The 17,271-nt window shown below is 72.0% G+C and carries 12 protein-coding genes and 1 pseudogene; 9 read left to right on the top strand and 4 right to left on the bottom strand.

All coding sequences use genetic code 11. The features are described from left to right. The first annotated feature begins 40 nt into the window (after window positions 1-40). The 7 genes and pseudogenes from AB8735_RS01125 (at window position 41) to AB8735_RS01095 (ending at window position 8,334) form a co-directional block, all read left to right on the top strand. Complete coding sequence (locus AB8735_RS01125; RefSeq protein WP_372404425.1) at window positions 41-766, top strand: response regulator; 726 nt, start codon at window positions 41-43, stop codon at window positions 764-766. Between the two features lie 328 nt (window positions 767-1,094). Further along, a complete protein-coding gene (locus tag AB8735_RS01120) occupies window positions 1,095-2,231 on the top strand; it encodes an arginine deiminase (RefSeq protein ID WP_372404423.1) in 1,137 nt (378 codons plus the stop codon). Window positions 2,232-2,538: 307 nt separating this feature from the next. Next, window positions 2,539-4,662, top strand: coding sequence for a recombinase family protein (locus tag AB8735_RS01115; protein WP_372404421.1), 2,124 nt, complete (start codon window positions 2,539-2,541; stop codon window positions 4,660-4,662). Between the two features lie 21 nt (window positions 4,663-4,683). Beyond that, a pseudogene (locus AB8735_RS01110) lies at window positions 4,684-4,803 on the top strand (arginine deiminase family protein); the annotation flags it as partial. Between the two features lie 38 nt (window positions 4,804-4,841). Then, window positions 4,842-5,843: an ornithine carbamoyltransferase gene (argF, locus tag AB8735_RS01105; RefSeq protein ID WP_372404418.1), complete on the top strand. Its 1,002-nt coding sequence runs from the start codon at window positions 4,842-4,844 to the stop codon at window positions 5,841-5,843. Between the two features lie 26 nt (window positions 5,844-5,869). Further along, window positions 5,870-6,823 carry a carbamate kinase gene (locus AB8735_RS01100; protein WP_372404416.1) on the top strand — a complete coding sequence of 318 codons (954 nt, stop codon included), beginning with the start codon at window positions 5,870-5,872 and terminating at the stop codon, window positions 6,821-6,823. Then, the gene (locus AB8735_RS01095) at window positions 6,820-8,334 is read left to right on the top strand and encodes a YfcC family protein (RefSeq protein ID WP_372404414.1); all 1,515 of its coding nucleotides are present in this window, start codon (window positions 6,820-6,822) and stop codon (window positions 8,332-8,334) included. The genes AB8735_RS01100 and AB8735_RS01095 overlap by 4 nt, the downstream gene beginning before the upstream one ends. A 66-nt stretch (window positions 8,335-8,400) precedes the next feature. On the opposite strand, the gene AB8735_RS01090 is transcribed toward AB8735_RS01095, so the two are convergent. Further along, on the bottom strand, window positions 8,401-9,186 hold the full coding sequence (locus AB8735_RS01090; RefSeq protein ID WP_372404411.1) for an SDR family NAD(P)-dependent oxidoreductase: 786 nt from the start codon (window positions 9,184-9,186) through the stop codon (window positions 8,401-8,403). 83 nt (window positions 9,187-9,269) lie between these two features. Here AB8735_RS01090 and AB8735_RS01085 point away from each other — a divergent pair, with 83 nt between their 5' ends. Beyond that, window positions 9,270-9,581, top strand: a complete 312-nt coding sequence (locus AB8735_RS01085; protein ID WP_344029265.1) for a helix-turn-helix transcriptional regulator — start codon at window positions 9,270-9,272, stop codon at window positions 9,579-9,581. Here the strand turns inward: AB8735_RS01085 and AB8735_RS01080 are convergent, their stop codons facing one another. From AB8735_RS01080 to AB8735_RS01070, 3 genes are read right to left on the bottom strand one after another with little or no spacing between them, the layout of a single operon-like run. Next, window positions 9,582-10,331, bottom strand: a complete 750-nt coding sequence (locus AB8735_RS01080; RefSeq protein ID WP_372404409.1) for a thioredoxin domain-containing protein — start codon at window positions 10,329-10,331, stop codon at window positions 9,582-9,584. After that, window positions 10,328-12,013 carry a protoporphyrinogen oxidase gene (gene hemG / locus AB8735_RS01075; protein ID WP_372404407.1) on the bottom strand — a complete coding sequence of 562 codons (1,686 nt, stop codon included), beginning with the start codon at window positions 12,011-12,013 and terminating at the stop codon, window positions 10,328-10,330. Before hemG ends, AB8735_RS01080 begins: the two co-directional genes overlap by 4 nt. Window positions 12,014-12,041: 28 nt before the next feature. After that, a complete protein-coding gene (locus tag AB8735_RS01070; protein ID WP_372404405.1) occupies window positions 12,042-13,238 on the bottom strand; it encodes a TIGR04053 family radical SAM/SPASM domain-containing protein in 1,197 nt (398 codons plus the stop codon). A gap of 331 nt (window positions 13,239-13,569) precedes the next feature. On the opposite strand from AB8735_RS01070, the gene AB8735_RS01065 reads away from it, so the two are divergent. Beyond that, a complete protein-coding gene (locus tag AB8735_RS01065; protein ID WP_372404403.1) occupies window positions 13,570-17,271 on the top strand; it encodes a nitrate reductase subunit alpha in 3,702 nt (1,233 codons plus the stop codon).

The following is a 17,271-nucleotide window of genomic DNA, read 5'->3' as shown; positions in this document are numbered from 1 at the left end:
TCCCGCTCCGGCGGGCCGGACGATCAGTACGGAGCACGTCATGTCCGACGACAGCGCAGTAGAGGCCGGCGCGCAGGCGCCCGTCACGGTCTTCCTCCTCGACGACCACGAAGTGGTGCGACGGGGCATCCACGACCTGCTGGCCGCCGAACCAGACATCACCGTCGTCGGCGAGGCCTCGACGGCCGAGGAGGCGCTGGAACGCGTCCCCGCGCTGCGCCCGGGGGTCGCGGTGCTCGACGTGCGTCTGCCCGACGGCAACGGCGTGACCGTCTGCCGGGAGCTCCGCTCCCGGCTGCCCGGCCTCGCCTGTCTGATCCTGACCTCCTTCGACGACGAGGAGGCCCTGCTGGACGCGATCCTGGCCGGGGCCTCCGGCTATGTCCTCAAGCAGATCAGCGGCAACGACCTCGTCGGCGCCGTACGCGTCGTCGCCTCCGGCAAGTCGATGCTCGACCCCGGCACCACCGGCCGGCTGATGGCCCGGCTCCGCGGCGAGCGGCGGCGCGAGGAGCAGGAACGGGAGCTGCCCGACCTCAACGAGCGCGAGCTGGAGATCCTGGCGCTCGTGGGGGACGGGCTGACCAACCGGGAGATCGGACGGCGGCTCTACCTCGCCGAGAAGACCGTCAAGAACAACGTCTCCCGGCTGCTGGCCAAGCTGGGGGTGGAGCGCCGGGTGCAGGCAGCGGTGATCGCCACCCGGTTGCCGGAGGCCGGCCGGGACCGGTCCGGACACATCATGCTTCCCCGTCAACGCGGTTGACGCATCGGCCGGTTCTCCCCGGTCACGGCCCGAAGAAGAGGCGCCTTGCGCGCCTCTTCGTGTTGCTCCGGTGACGGACCGTCATTTCTGATGCGGAGTGGCGGCACTGGGTCGATGGGTCCCGGCCGTGTGGCTGAACAGGACCCCTTGAAGGGGACTGGGCAGGCCCCCGCTGGGGCCCGTTCGCCGCTCGGTTCGGATGGGGCGGACGTGACACGGTTCAAGTGTCAGCCGGAAACGCCCCGAGGGCGGATTCCGGACCTCCGGAGGGCGAGCGCATCCGGCGCACCGGAGCAAGACGCCCGTCGCTCCCTTTCCCAGGAGAGCCATGAACTTCCACGTCGATTCCGAGGCCGGCCGGCTGCGCCAGGTGATCCTGCACCGGCCCGACCTGGAACTGAAGCGCCTCACCCCGAGCAACAAGGACGACCTCCTCTTCGACGACGTCCTGTGGGTCAAGCGGGCCCGCGAGGAGCACGACGCCTTCGCCGACACCCTCCGGGACCGCGGCGTGCAGGTCCACTACCTCGCCGACCTGCTCACCGAGGCCCTGGCCGTCCCCGCCGCCCGCGAACTCGTCCTCGACCGGGTCTTCGACGAGCGGGACTTCGGCCCCCTGGCCACGGACCGCCTGCGCACCGCCTTCGAGGCCCTCGCGCCGGGCGAGATGACGGCCCACCTCATCGGAGGCATGACCAAGCGCGAGGCCGTGCACCGCCTCGGCGCCATCCGCAGCGTACGGCTGCACACCCTGGCGCCGGACGACTTCGTCCTCGCCCCGCTCCCCAACCACCTCTTCACCCGCGACACCTCCTGCTGGGTGTACGACGGGGTCAGCGTGAACCCCATGCGCAAGCGGGCCCGCCGCCGCGAGACCGTGCACTTCGAGGCCATCTACGCGCATCACCCGCTCTTCGAGAAGCGGGAGTTCCAGCACTGGTCCGGCGGCCAGGCCGACCACCCGTCCACGATCGAGGGCGGCGACGTCCTGGTCATCGGCAACGGCGCCGTCCTCGTCGGCATGAGCGAACGCACCACGCCGCAGGCCGTCGAGGCGCTGGCCCTGCGGATGTTCGCCGCCGGTTCGGCGCGCCGCGTCGTGGCCCTGGAAATGCCCAAGAAGCGCAGCTTCATGCACCTCGACACCGTGATGACCATGGTCAGCGGCGACACCTTCACCCAGTACGCCGGCCTGGGCATGCTGCCCTCCTGCACCATCGAACCCGGCGCGGACGGCGACAAGCTGACCATCACCGACCACGCCCCGCAGGACATGCACCACGCCATCGCCGACGCCCTCGGCCTGTCCTCGGTCACCGTGCACACGGCGACCCAGGACATCCACTCCGCCGAGCGCGAGCAGTGGGACGACGGCTGCAACGTCCTCGCCGTCGAACCCGGCGTCGTCGTCGCCTACGAGCGCAACGTCACCTCCATCGCCCAAGCACACTGCGCATATGGATAGTCACGAGTGTGGACGTGCGCCGATAATCGGTCGTGAGGGCCTGTTGCGGCTGGTCATGGTGGCCGAGCGGCTGGAGGGCCGTGGCGAGGGGGTCGTGGCATGTGCGACGGAGGTGATGTCGGCCCCAGAGGACTGTGCGGCCGGCGTCGGACGAGAGGGTGTGGGCCGGGCTGCCGGAGGTGAACCGGCAGGCGGTGGTGCGGCAGTTGGCGAAGCTGGCTGGCCGCGTGATGTCGACCGCTGCGGCGCCGGGTGAACGGGGCCGGTCATGACAGCGGTGATGCCCTGGGAGAGGGCTGACAGTAAGGTGACCGACCGTCACCTCCTGCGTCTCGCGGCGGTCTATGTCCGTCAGTCCACGCGGCAGCAGGTCCTGGATCATCAGGAGTCGACGCGGCTGCAGTATGCGCTGGTGGACCGGGCGGTGAGGCTGGGCTGGGAGGCGGACCGGGTCCTGGTGATCGACGACGACCAGGGGATGTCCGGGGCGAGTGCGGTGGCCCGGACCGGTTTCCAGCGGCTGGTCACTGAGATCGGCCTGGACCACGTCGGCCTCGTGCTCGGTATCGAGATGTCCCGTCTGGCCCGCTCGGGCAAGGACTGGTACCAGCTCATCGAGTTGTGTGCCCTGTCGGGGGCGGTGCTGGCGGACACCGACGGGGTCTACGACCCGGCGGACTACAACGACCGGCTGCTGCTCGGGCTCAAGGGCACGATGAGCGAGGCCGAACTCCACCTGATCAAGCAGCGGATGTGGAACGGACGCATCAACAAGGCCCGCCGCGGCGAACTCACCTTCCCGCTGCCCTCCGGCTATGTCCGCCGTCCTTCGGGCGAGGTGGTCTTCGACCCGGACGAGCAGGTGCAGACCGTCATCCGCCTGGTCTTCGCGCAGTTCGAGCGGATCGGCACGCTGCACGGGATGCTCCGCTACCTCGTCGACCACGACATCCAGCTGGGCATCCGGCTGCGCGAGGGTCCGGACAAGGGCACCCTGGAATGGCGGAGGCCGAACCGGATGACCCTGCAGACCCTGCTGCACAACCCCGCCTACGCCGGCATCTACGCCTACGGCCGGCGCCGGGTCGACCCACGCCGCAAGGACCCCGCCCGCCCCAGCACGGGCCGGGTCGTCCAGGCAAGGGACGAATGGCTCGTGATGGTCCCCGACGTGCTCCCCGCCTACATCACGGTGGCCCAGTTCGAGGCGAACGAGGCGAAACTCGCCGCCAACCGGGCCCGCGCCGAGACCATGGGCGCCGTCCGCAACGGGCCCGCTCTCGCGGCCGGGCTGGTCTTCTGCGGCCGCTGCCACCGCCGCGTGATCGTGCGGTATCACACCCAGGAGAGCAAGGCCGTCCCGGAGTACGTGTGCTCCCGGGAGGTCACCAACTACGGAGCCGCCAGGACCTGCCAGCTCCTGAACGCGGCATGCGTGGACCGCTTCGTCGAACAGCAGGTCCTGGCCGCGCTCACGCCCGCCGCCGTCGAGGTCTCGCTCCAGGCGGCTGACCAGGTCATGTCCGAGCGGGCCGAACTGGAGAAGCTGTGGGCCCAGCGGCTGGAGCGGGCCGAGTACGAAGCCGACCGGGCCCGCCGCTGCTACCACCTGGCCGAACCCGAAAACCGCCTGGTCGTGCGCCAGCTGGAGAAGGAATGGGAGACCGCGCTGGCCAGCCAGCAGAAACTCCGCGAGGAACACGCCCGCTTCACCCGCACCAGCCCGCGAACCCTCACCCCCGCCGAGCGCCGGACCATCACCACTCTGGCCGGTGACATCAACGGGCTGTGGCATGCGAAGACGACGACGGTCACGGACCGCAAGGAGATCATCCGCGCGATCGTCGACAAGGTCGTCGTCACCGTGGCCGGCACCACCGAACGCGTCACCGCGGTCATCGTCTGGGCGGGCGGCGCCACCACCTCCGGCGAGCTCGTCCGCCCGGTCCAGCGGCTCGACCAACTGTCCTACTACCCACAGCTGACCAGCCGGATCAGGGAACTCGCAGGCCAGGGCACCGGCGCCAGCGGGATCGCCGACCGCCTGGAAGCCGAGGGCTACCGCCCGGCGAAGGGCGGCAAACGGATCACCGCGACCACCATCCGCAACCTCATGCGCCGTCTCGGCTGCCCGGCAGGCCGTGTCCACCGCCACCGCCCCGCACTTCCCGGCGAAGGCCCCGGCCCGGACGAATGGTGGCTCAAACACCTGGCCGCGGAACTGGACATGACCACCTCCACCCTCTACGCCTGGATCAACCGAGGCTGGATCACCACGCGCCGCGAGAGCTCCTGGCCGCACCGGCTCATCGCTCACGCCGGCCAGCAAGAACTTGCCGAACTGCGGGAACGACGGACTCGCCCGCCCGGCTGGTACAGCCGCCGCCTCTGGACCGAGAACGACAACACGCCAGCCGATCCGCATCCATGAGTGCAGTGTGCTTGACACGTCTCCAACACCCATCTGCGCAGGAACGGCATCGAGGTCATCACCATCCGTGGCAGTGAACTCGGCCGCGGCCGCGGCGGACCGCGCTGCATGAGCTGTCCCGTCGAGCGCGACGCCGTCTGAACACCCCCATCCGTACCGAACTTCGAGGAGACACCGTCATGGCCCTCAACCTGCGCCACCGCAGCTTCCTCAAGGAGACCGACTTCACGCCGGCCGAACTCCGCTTCCTGCTCGACCTGTCCGCCAAGCTGAAGGCCGCCCGCCACGCGGGCACCGAACAACAGCGGCTGAGGGGCAGGAACATCGCCCTCATCTTCGAGAAGACCTCCACCAGGACCCGCTGCGCCTTCGAGACCGCGGCCCACCAGCAGGGCGCCCACGTCACCTACCTGGAGCCGTCCGGCTCGCAGATCGGGCACAAGGAGTCCATCAAGGACACCGCCCGCGTCCTCGGCCGGATGTACGACGGCATCGAGTACCGCGGCAGCAGCCAGACCATCGTGGAGGAACTCGCCGATTACTCCGGCGTGCCGGTCTGGAACGGCCTGACCGACGAGTGGCACCCCACCCAGTCCCTGGCCGACGTCCTGACCATGTGGGAGAACACCGACAAGCCCCTGCACGAGATCTCCTTCGCCTACCTCGGCGACGCCCGTAACAACGTGGGCAACTCCCTGCTGATCGCCGGGGCCATGTTCGGCATGGACGTCCGCATGGTCGGGCCGGAGAGCCTGCGCAACGCACCGGAGGTGGTGAAGGAGGCGCAGCGCATCGCGGAGACCACCGGTGCCCGGATCACGATCACCGAGGACCTCCGGGAGGGCGTCGCGGGCGCCGACTTCCTCTACACCGACGTGTGGGTCTCCATGGGCGAGCCCAAGGAGATCTGGGACGAGCGGATCGCCCTGCTCAAGCCCTACCAGGTGACCTCGGAAGTGCTCGCCGCGACCGGCAACCCCCGGGTGAAGTTCCTGCACTGCCTCCCGGCCTTCCACGACGCGGAGACCTCCGTGGGCGCCGAAGTCCTGGCCCGCACCGGCATGAAGGCCCTCGAAGTCACCGACGAGGTCTTCGAGTCCTCCCACTCCGTCGTCTTCGACCAGGCCGAGAACCGGGTGCACATCATCAAGGCCGTCCTCGTCGCCACCCTCGGCGACTGACCTCCCACCGATCACAGGAGAGAACCATGCGCGTCGTCGTCGCACTGGGCGGCAATGCCCTGCTCCGCAGGGGGGACCGCCCCGACGCGGCCGTGCAGCACGCCAACGTCAGGGCGGCCGTGGCCGCCCTGGCCCCCCTGGCCCGGCAGCACGAACTCGTCATCACCCATGGCAACGGCCCCCAGGTCGGTCTGCTCGCCCTCCAGAGCGCGGCCGACCGCTCCCTCACCTCCCCCTACCCCTTCGACGTCCTCGGCGCCGAGACCCAGGGCATGATCGGCTACTGGCTGCTGCAGTCCCTGCAGAACGCCCTGCCCGGCCGCCAGGTCTGCGCCCTCCTCAACCAGACCCTCGTCTCCGCCGCCGACCCCGCCTTCGCCGACCCGGTCAAGTTCGTCGGCCCGGTCTACGAGCGCGAGGAGGCCGAGCGGCTCGCCGCCGAACGCGACTGGACGGTCAAGGCCGACGGCCCGTACTGGCGCCGGGTCGTGCCGTCCCCCGACCCCCAACGCGTCGTCGAGACCCGGCTGATCCGCCTCCTGCTCTCCTCCGGGGCGGTGGCCGTCTGCGCCGGCGGCGGGGGCGTCCCCGTGATCCGTGACGAGGAGGGGCGGCTGACCGGAGTGGAGGCGGTGGTCGACAAGGACCTCACCGCCGCCCTGCTCGCCGAGGCGCTCGACGCCGACGCGCTGCTGCTGCTGACCGATGTGCCCCGGGTCGTCCGCGGCTTCGGCACCCCGGAGGCGGAACCCATCGGCAACACGACGCCCGCCCGGCTGCGCGCCGAGCACTTCCCGGCCGGATCCATGGGCCCCAAGGTGGAAGCGGTGTGCCGGTTCGTGGAACTCACCGGCGGATTCGCCGCCATCGGTGCCCTGGCCGACGCACCGGCCATCCTCGACGGCACGGCCGGCACCCTCGTCACCCCCAGTGGCCGCTACCCCGAGGACGGCGACGACGGGGCGGAGGGCCGGCCATGACCACCACCGCGCCCACCCGGGCACCCGCGGACCCGGAGCCGGAGCCCCGACCGCCGCGGCGCAGGCTCCGCTTCCCCTCCGCCTACACCGTCCTGGCCGCCGTCACCGTCATCGTCTGGGGCCTGACCTTCGTCATCCCCGCGGGCCGCTACGACACCAAGGACGGCGCACCGGTCCCCGGCACCTACCATTCCGTGGAGCTGAGCCGGGGCTTCGGCAGCCGGCTCAAGGACCTGTTCCTCTCGCCCGTGAACGGCCTGTACGGCGTCACCGACGGGCACTCCGGACTCACCGCGCCGGGCGGGAACGGTCAATTCTTCGGCGCGGCAGGGGTGTTCCTCTTCGTCCTCGCCGTCGGCGCCTTCATCACCGTCACCCTGCGGACCGGGGCCCTCACCAGCGGAGTGGCCCGGCTCGCCGCCCGGCTCCAGCGCCACCGGACCGTCCTGCTCGTGGTGCTCCTCGCCCTCTTCTCGCTCGGCGGCACCACCTACGGCATGGCCGAGGAAACCCTGGGCTTCTACGGGCTGATGATCCCGCTCATGCTCAAACTCGGCTACGACCGGATGGTCGGGGCGACCGTCATCATGGTCGGCGCCGGGGTCGGCACCCTCGCGTCCACCGTGAACCCCTTCGCCACCGGCGTGGCCTCCGACAGCGCCGGCATCGGCACCGGGGACGGCATCGTGCTGCGCCTGCTGATGTGGGCCGTGCTGACCGCGGTGGCCGCGGTGTACCTCGTGCGGTACGCCGGCCGCGTGCTCCAGGACCCGTCCCGCTCCTTGGTCGCCGCGATACCCGAGGACGAGGAACTGCGGTCGGCGGGCGGCACCGAGGGCCCGCTCCCGAAGCGTCAGCGGCTCGTCCTGACGCTCTTCGGGGCGACGTTCCTCTTCATGATCTTCGCGGTGATCCCCTGGGACGGCCTCCACGTTCCCTTCCCCACCCTGGGCTGGTACTTCCCCGAACTCGCCGGCCTGTTCATCGTCGCGGCCGTCGCCGTCGGCCTCATCGCGGGACTCGGCGAGAAGGGCACGGCGAACGCCATCGTCGCGGGCGCGGGGGACTTCATCGGGGCGGCCCTCATCATCATGCTGGCGCGCGGCGTCACGGTCATCATGAACAACGCCGCCGTCACCGACACCATCCTCAACGCTCTGCACAGCGCGGTCTCGGGGACCTCCTCGGGTTTCTTCGCCGTGCTGATGTTCCTGGTGAACATGCCGCTGGCGTTCCTGGTGCCCTCGTCCTCGGGACACGCGGCCCTGGCCATGCCGATCCTCGCCCCGCTCGCCGACTTCGCGGGCGTGAGCCGTTCCCTGGTCGTCACCGCCTACCAGTCGGCCTCGGGATGGGTCAACCTCATCACCCCGACGTCCGCGGTGGTGATGGGCGGCCTGGCCCTCTCCAAGGTCCGCTACGACCGGTACCTGCGCTTCGTGGCCCCGCTGATGGGGATCCTGCTGGTGGCGGTGACGGGCTTCATGGTCCTCGGCGCGGTCGTGATGTGAGGGCGTCCGGCCGCCGGGAGCCGGGCCGGAGCCGCCTCGCGCGGCCCGGCCCGGCTCTCCGCCGTGTCAGACGGATTTGACGACACCGCCGTCGACGGCGAAGTCGGCGCCGTGGATGCCGGCCGCCAGGGGAGAGGCCAAGTAGGCCACCAGCGCGCCGAGATGGCCGGGCTCGACGAAGGCGCCGGTGGTCGCGCCCATCTCGGCGGGCACCTCGCGCAACAGCTGTTCCTGGGGGATGCCGCGGGCCGCGGCGAGCTTGGCGCCGAAGCCGTCGGGACCGGCCCACTGCTCGGTGAGCACGGCGCCGGGCGAGACGGTGTTGACCCGCACGCCCCGCGGCCCGTACTCCTCGGCCAGGCCCTTGCTGAAGGTGTTCACCGCGCCCTTGGCGGAGGCGTAGGGCAGCGGGCCGGTGTGCGGGACGCGCCCGCACAGGGAGGAGAAGTTGACGATGCTGCCGCGGCGTTCGAGGAGGCTGGGCAGCGCGGCGCGGGTGACGCGGACCATGCTGAAGAAGTTCAGGCCGAACATGTCCGCCCACTGCTCGTCGGTGGATTCGAGGAACGTGGCCGGATGCTCCTTGTCGCCGCCCCCGCCGAGGTTGTTGACCAGCAGGTCGATGCCCCCGAGCTCCGCCCGGGCCCGTTCGACGAACGCGGCGGGTCCCTCGGGCGAGGCGAGGTCGGCGGTCAGGGCGATCGCGCCGCTGTCCCTCAGCCCGGCGCCGACGGTCCGCGCGCCGGCCACCACGCGCACGCCCTCGGCCAGGAGGGCCTTGGTGACGGCCAGGCCGATGCCACGGCTCGCGCCGGTCACCACGGCGGTCGTTCCGGTCAGCCGCAGATCCATGGGGGTCCCTTCGCAGAAGTCTCGATACTCAATACGAGAGTACGACATACTTCATACATTCTAACTCGGGATATCATCGAGGCATGGTCAGCTATCACCCCGACCTCGACCGGATCCCCGTCGAAGACGTCCTGGCCGCCCTGGGCAACCCCGTGCGGCTGTTCATCGTGCGCGAACTCGCCTCCTCCGCGCAGCCGCGCACCTGCGGCAGCCTGCCGGTGTCCGTCACCAAGGCCACCGCCACACACCACTGGCGCGTACTCCGTGAATCGGGGATCACCCGCGAACGCCGCGACGGACGCACCAAGGTCGTGGAACTGCGCCGGGCCGAACTCGACGAACGCTTTCCCGGTCTGCTCGGCCCGATCCTGGACGCGACCGCCCCACGTGAGTGATCAGCGGTGCGTGGCGTTCTCCACCAGCTCCGTGAATTTCTCGGGGGAGATCGAGCCGGTGCCGTCGCCGGAGAGCACGTCCAAGGGACGGCCGTCGATCTTGACGACGGGTGTGCCCTTCTCGCCGCTCCGGTAGAAGGCCGAGGACACCTTCTCCGCCCACGGCAGGTAAGTCAGTTCCTTGACCGCCCTGTTGAAGGCGGGAGTGCGGAGCCCTTCCACCCGGTCGGCGAGGTCGAGCAGGGTCGTCGTCGAGCCGAACTTGTCGTCCTTCTCCTCCTCCGGCTGGTGGGCGAAGAGGACCCGGGCGTACGCCATGAACTTCCCGGGGCCCTCGTTCACCGCCGCGCCGAGCGCGTTGAGGGCGCGCTTCGACCCCTTCCCGCCGAGAGCCCCGTCCAGGAAGGTGGCGAAGTGGTACTCGATCCTGAAAGTCCCTTTGTCGGCGAGCGCCTTGAACGTCGTGCCGAGCCCCTTCTCCACCACGGCACAGTACGGACAGCGCGGGTCGAGCCAGACGGAGAGGGTGTGCCGTGCGCCGGCCGCCCCGTAGGGGATGACGGTGCCGTCCGCGCCGGTGGTGTGCCCGGGGGCGAGAGCGGGCCCGTCGGCCGGGGGGCCGCCGGCGGCCCCGCCCAGGTACCAGCCGGCGCCCGCCGCGAGGCCCAGGGCGGCGGCGGAGGCGCAGCCGAACAGCAGGAACCTGCGGGTCCTGCCGCGTCGTGCGGCGGCCTCCGGCGCCGCGGTCACCGCTCCCCCCGCTCCACGATGCGGAGAGCGGCGTCGCGCGCGCCCGCCACACAGGCGGCGACGCCCACGCCTTCGTAGGCGGCCCCGCACACCTCCAGGCCGGGCAGCGCGGCCACGGCGTCGCGCACGGTGCGCACCGCGTCGAGGTGACCCACGGAGTACTGCGGCAGACCCCGTGCCCACCGTGCGACGTGGAAGTCCACCGGCCGCCCCAACGGGCCGAGGATGTCGGACAGTTCGCCGAGGCAGACGGCGGCGAGCTCGCCGTCCTCCCGGCCGAGCAGCGACTCCTCGCCCAGCCGTCCGACGGACGCCCGGAGGATGAACGTCCCGGGAGCGGCCTCGGCGAGCCAGTGCCACTTGTTGGTGAGGAAGGTGGCGGCCTTGACGGCCTTGCCCTCGACGGGCGGGACGAGGAACCCGTTGCCCCGGGGCACGCCGCCAGGCATCTGCGCCCGCTCGAAGGCCAGGGTCACCAGTGCCATGCTCGCGTGCTCGATCGCGTTCAACTCCCGGGCCGCCACGGGCGCGTGCGGCCGCAGCAGCGGGGCGGCGGCATAGGCCGGGGCGGCGAGAACCACGGCGTCGGCCTCCAGGGCGTGCGGCGCCGGACCGGAGAGGACCACTCGCCATCCGGTGGGGGTGCGGTGCAGTTCCCGTGCCCGGGTCCGGGTGAGGACACGTGCCCCGCAGCTGTCCGCCAGAGTGCGGGGCAGACGGGCGAGCCCCCCGCACAGCCCCTTCATCACGGCCGGCGGCGCTCCGGTGCGCCCCCGTGCGCCGGACCGCAGGGCGTCGAGCAGCGAACCGCCCCGCGCGGCGATGTCCGCCACCCCGGGCAGCGCGGCGCGCAGCGAGATCCGGTCGGCCCGCCCCGCGTAGATCCCGCCGAGCAGCGGCTCGACGAGCCGGTCGACCACCTCCCGGCCCAGCCGGTCCGCGAGATAGGCCCCGACGCTGATGTCGCCCTCCAGGAGCGCCGCGGGGAGCTCCTCCTCGCGCGCGAGCCGGGCCAGGCCGTCGGGGGAGAGCAGCCCGGTGTCCCGGAGCGCGGCGAGGTCCGTGGGTATCCCCATGACGTGACCGGTGGGCATGGCGCGCAGCGTGCCGCGCGTCCACATGGTGACGGGGGCCCGTGCGGGCGTGACCAGGTCGCCGCCGAGCCCGGCGGCCTCGGCGAGGTCCACCGCCTCCGGGCGCAGGGCCAGCATCGCCTCCGCGCCGTCGTCCACGGGGACTCCGGCGACGGTGCCGGAGCGCAGGATGCCGCCCGGCTGCGGGCCGGATTCCACGACGGTGACCTCGGCCCGGGACCTGAGGTGCCACGCCGCGGTCAGGCCGCTGATGCCGCCGCCGATGATGATCACTGATTGCACGAGGGCCTCCTGGCCGGTCGGAGTCGGATGACAGCGGCGGGGACTCCCGCCGCCGCACGGTGCGTCAGGCGGGCGGCAGCCCGGGGAGCCGACCAACGAGGCGATCGCCAGGGCGCGGGCCGTCCCCGTCCGGCCGCGGGAGTACGCCACGCCATGCGCTGCGGCTGCCGCCGGCACCACGAGGAACAGGGCGAGCCCGCCCGCCGACAGCCGGGCCGCGACGAGGAGATGGGCCCGCAGATGCCGGGTCCGCAGCGTCGGACGGCCGGGCCGGCGGGGGACGCCGGGGGACGACACGGTGCTCATGGTGCGCGTACTCACGGTGCGGGTCCGCTCACCGCGCCGCGAGCAACAGCCGTGCCACGTCCCGCTGATGGGGGAAGGAACCGGGCCGGTACCCGCACCAGGGCTCCTGGGCGTACGGGTCGCCGGTGGCGTTGTAGGCGCGCGACCGCGAACCCCCGCAGACCGTACGGAACTCGCAGCGGCCGCAGCGGCCGCCCAGCCGGTCGGGATCGCGCAGGCCGGTGAACAGGCCGGAGGTGCGGTAGATCTCCGTCAGGGGGCGGGCGCGCACGTTGCCCGCGGCGAGCGGCAGGAATCCGCTGGGGTGCACCGAGCCGGTGTGGGAGACGAAGACGAACCCCCGGCCGGCGTTGATGTCCAGCGGGGGGCGCCGGATGCGCCGCGCCGGGGTGTCCAGCCCGAGTTCGACGGCGCGCTCGTGCAACTGCGCGTACAGCGGACCGAGTCCCAGGACCGCGACATGGTCCTCGCCCTTGGCGGCCAGCACCGCGCGCTGCAGGGCGATGCGGCGGAAATGGTGTGCCTCGGTGGTCTTGGCGGGGACCGCCAGCCCCACGTCGTGGACGAAGTTCAGGACGTCCTCCGTCTCGCCGGGCGTGAGGGGGTCCAGCAGCCGGCCGCGCCCGGTGGGCACCAGGAGGAACGCGCTCCACAGGACGGCCCCGTGCTCCCGTACGAGGGCGACGAGGTCGGGAAGGTCGAGCAGGTTGTGGCGGCTGATCGTCGTGTTGATCTGGACCTTCAGGCCGAGGCGGCGCGCCGCGTCCCAGGCGTCCAGGGTCCAGCGGTACACCCCGGGCACGCCCCGGAAGGAGTCGTGCAGGCGGGCCGTGGACCCGTCCAGGCTCAGCGACAGGCCGACCGCCCCCGCGTCGCGCACGGCGCGCAGGTTCTCCGGGGTGAGGGTGGGCGTGCCGGAGGGGGCGACGGCCACCGGCAGCCCCGAGAGGGTGCCGTAGGCGATCAGCTCCAGGAGGTCGGGCCGCTGGAAGGGATCGCCACCGGTGATCACGAACAGGGGCGCGGGGCGGCCGAAGTCCGCGATCTGGTCCATCAGTTCCTTGGCGGCGGCGGTGCCGAGCTCACGCGGGTCCCGGTCGGGCACCGCCGCGGCCCGGCAGTGGCGGCAGGCGAGCGGACAGGCCCGCGTCGCCTCCCAGATGACGATGAACGGCCGGTCCGCCAGGTCGCGGCGGGCGCTCCGCACCGGACGGCGGGCGCTCACCACGGCCTCCGGCCGTGACCGGCCGCCCGGGGGTCAGGGGGGCCCGGGCGGACCGGTCGGTGACCGACGGGAGGTGCCGCGTGCGGTGCCCGCCCGGGCAGAGGTGAGGGGGAGAGGCCGGGCCGGCACTGCCTGCGGTCGTACACGAGAACCTCCGTATCGGTTGCAGCCCAGCATGCGGCCCCGGCGCGCTGTCGAGCGGTGGCCGGGCGGTCCTTCCCGCGGGCCGTTGGTCCCGCGTCGGGCGCCGATTCCATGGGCCGTGCGGCCACCCGCACAGGGCCCCTTCGCCCCGTCTTGTCCGCTTCGGGTTCGCCTAGCGTTCGGCCCCATGGACAACGACGAGACCACGGGTAACCCCGGTGCCCGCGAGGGACGGAGCGGGTGGCCCCTCGCCTCGCGGCGGCTGCTGACGCGGCACGAGACCTCGGCCGACGGCCGTGCCGTGTTCACCACGGGGGGAACGGGCCGGAAGGACTTCTACCGCGACCGCTGGGCCCACGACAGGGTGGTGCGCTCCACGCACGGCGTGAACTGCACCGGCTCCTGCTCCTGGATGGTCCACGTCAAGCAGGGCATCATCACCTGGGAGCACCAGGCCACCGACTACCCCTCCATCGGCGCCGGCTGCCCCGAGTACGAACCGCGCGGCTGCCCGCGGGGCGCCTCGTTCTCCTGGTACACCTACTCGCCGGGCCGGGTCCGGTACCCGTATGTGCGCGGCGCCCTGCTGGAGTTGTGGCGCGAGGCGCGCGACCGGCTGGGCGACCCGGTGGCGGCCTGGGCCGAGATCACCGGCGACCCCGCCAAGACCCGCGCCTACAAGAGGGCCCGCGGCAAGGGCGGCCTGGTGCGCGCCGACTGGGACGAGGTCTCCGAACTCGTCGCCGCCGCCCACGTCCACACCGTCAAGACCCACGGGCCCGACCGGGTGGCCGGCTTCTCCCCGATCCCCGCGATGTCCATGGCCTCCTTCGCGGCCGGCACGCGGTTCCTGTCGCTGATCGGCGGCACGCTGCTGTCGTTCTACGACTGGTACGCCGACCTGCCCGTCGCCTCGCCCCAGGTCTTCGGCGACCAGACCGACGTGCCCGAGGCCGCGGACTGGTGGAACGCCGGCTACCTGATCATGTGGGGCTCCAACATCCCGGTCACCCGCACCCCCGACGCCCACTTCCTCACCGAGACCCGCTACAACGGCACCAAGGTCGTCGCCGTCAGCCCCGACTACGCCGACAACGTCAAGCACGCCGACGAGTGGCTCGCCCCGCACCCCGGCACGGACGGGGCGCTCGCGATGGCCATGGGGCACGTGATCCTGCGCGAGTTCCTGGTCGACCGGCACACCCCGTACTTCGAGGACTACCTGCGCCGGTTCACCGACGCGCCCTTCCTGGTCGCCCTCCGCGCCCACGAGGACGGCCGGTACGTACCGGACCGCTTCCTGACCGCGGCCGACCTCGGACGGGAGGAGGAGAACGCCGAGTTCAAGACCGTCCTGCTCGACCGGGACGGCGGCGGACCGGTCGTCCCCAACGGCTCCCTCGGCTTCCGCTGGGGCGAGGAGGGCGAAGGGCGCTGGAACCTCGAACTCGGCGACACCGTCCCCGAACTGACCCTGCTGGAGCGGGCCGAGGAGCACGTCGGGCTCGCGCTGCCGCGCTTCGACGAGGGTCCCACCGAGGGCGGCTCCGTCATGGTGCGCGGCGTCCCCGCCCGCCGGGTGGGCGGCCGCCTCGTCACCACCGTCTTCGACCTGATGCTCGCCCAGTACGGGGTGCGCCGCGACGGACTGCCCGGCGACTGGCCCGACTCCTACGACGACGCGGACCAGCCCTGCACCCCCGCTTGGCAGGAGACCCTCACCTCCGTCCCGGCCGAACAGGCCGCCCGTATCGCCCGGGAGTTCGCCCGAAACGCCGAGCGCACCGAGGGCCGTTCGATGATCGCGATGGGGGCCGGCATCAACCACTGGTTCCACTCCGACACCGTCTACCGCGCCTTCCTGGCCCTCACCACCATGACCGGCTGCCAGGGCGTCAACGGCGGCGGCTGGGCCCACTACGTCGGACAGGAGAAGGTCCGCCCCGTCACCGGCTTCCAGCACCTGGCCTTCGCCTTCGACTGGCAGCGGCCCACCCGGCACATGGCGGGCACCTCGTTCTGGTACCTCAACACCGACCAGTGGCGCTACGAGGCGTTCGGCCCCTCCGAACTGGCCTCGCCGCTCGGCGAGGGCCGCTTCGAGGGCCGGACGTCCGCCGACTGCCTGGCCCAGGCGGTCAGGAACGGCTGGACGCCCGGCCACCCCGGCTTCGACCGCAACCCCCTGGACCTCGTGGACGAGGCCGCCGCGGCGCACCGCCCCGTCGCCGACCACATCACCGGCGAACTCGCCTCCGGGCGGCTGAAGTTCGCCGCCGAGGACCCCGACGACCCCGCCAACTTCCCCCGCGTCCTGACCGTCTGGCGCGCCAACCTGCTCGGCTCCTCCGGCAAGGGCAGCGAGTACTTCCAGCGCCACCTGCTCGGCGCCGAAGCCGCCGTACGGTCCGAGGAGTCACCTCCCGGTCTGCGGCCGAAGGACGTGACGTGGCACGAGGAGGCCCCGGAGGGAAAGCTCGACCTGCTGGTCACCCTCGACTTCCGCATGACCTCCACCGGGCTCCACTCGGACGTGGTGCTGCCCGCGGCCACCTGGTACGAGAAGGACGACCTTTCCAGCACGGACATGCACCCCTTCGTCCACGCCTTCACCCCCGCCATCCCGCCGCCCTGGCAGGCGCGTACGGACTACGACACCTTCCTGACCCTCGCCGACCGGTTCAGCGAACTCGCGGCCCGGCACCTGGGCACCCGCACCGACGTCCTGGCCGTCCCCCTCCAGCACGACACCCCCGACGAACTCGCCCAGCCCCACGGCATCGTCCCCGACTGGAGGGCCGACGGGCGCGCACCGGTCCCCGGCCGCACCATGCCCCGGCTCGTCACGGTCGAACGGGACTACGCGGCCGTCGCCCAGAAGATGCGCGCCATCGGCCCGCTGCTGGACGAGCTCGGTACCACCACCAAGGGCGTCACCGTCCGGGTCGGCCCGGAACTCGACGAACTGCGGCGCCGCTGCGGCACCGTGCGCGACGGCATCGCCGCCGGACGGCCCTCGCTGGCCACCGCCTCCGACCTGTGCGAGGCCGTCCTCACCCTGTCCGGCACCACCAACGGCCGTCTGGCCACCGCCGGTTTCCGCGCCCTCGAACAGCGCACCGGCACCGGTCTGGCCCACCTCGCCGCCGAGCGGGAGGGGGAACGGATCACCTTCGCCGACACCCGCACCCAGCCGCGCGCCGTCATGACCTCCTACGAGTGGTCCGGCAGCGAGACCGGCGGACGCCGCTACTCGCCGTTCGTCATCAACGTCGAGCACCACAAGCCCTGGCACACCCTCACCGGGCGCCAGCACTTCTTCGTCGACCACCCCTGGATGGCCGAACTCGGCGAACAGCTCCCCGTCTTCCGCCCGCCCCTGGACACCCGCCGGCACTACGGCGACGAGCGGCTGCACGAGGACGGCCGCGCGGAGGTGACGGTGCGTTACCTCACCCCGCACTCCAAGTGGTCCATCCACTCCACCTACCAGGACAACGCCCATATGCTCGCGCTCTCCCGCGGCGGACCGGTGATCTGGATGAGCACGGCCGACGCGGGGCGCATCGGCGTCGGGGACAACGACTGGATCGAGGCGTACAACCGCAACGGCGTCGTCGTCGCCCGGGCCGTGGTCACCCACCGCATGCCCGAGGGGACCGTCTACATGTACCACGCCAAGGACCGCACGGTGAATGTGCCGAGGACCGAGGTCGGCGGCAGGCGCGGCGGCGTCCACAACTCCCTCACCCGGCTGCTGATCAAGCCGACCCATCTGGCCGGCGGGTACGCCCAGTTCACCTACGGCTTCAACTACTACGGCCCGACCGGCAATCAGCGCGACGAGGTCACCGTGATCCGCCGCCGCTCGCAGGAGGTGGAGTACTGA

It is taken from the genome of Streptomyces luteireticuli, assembly GCF_041519305.1.
Taxonomy (GTDB): Bacteria; Actinomycetota; Actinomycetes; order Streptomycetales; family Streptomycetaceae; genus Streptomyces; species Streptomyces luteireticuli.
This window is presented reverse-complemented; position numbering and strand designations above follow the sequence as displayed.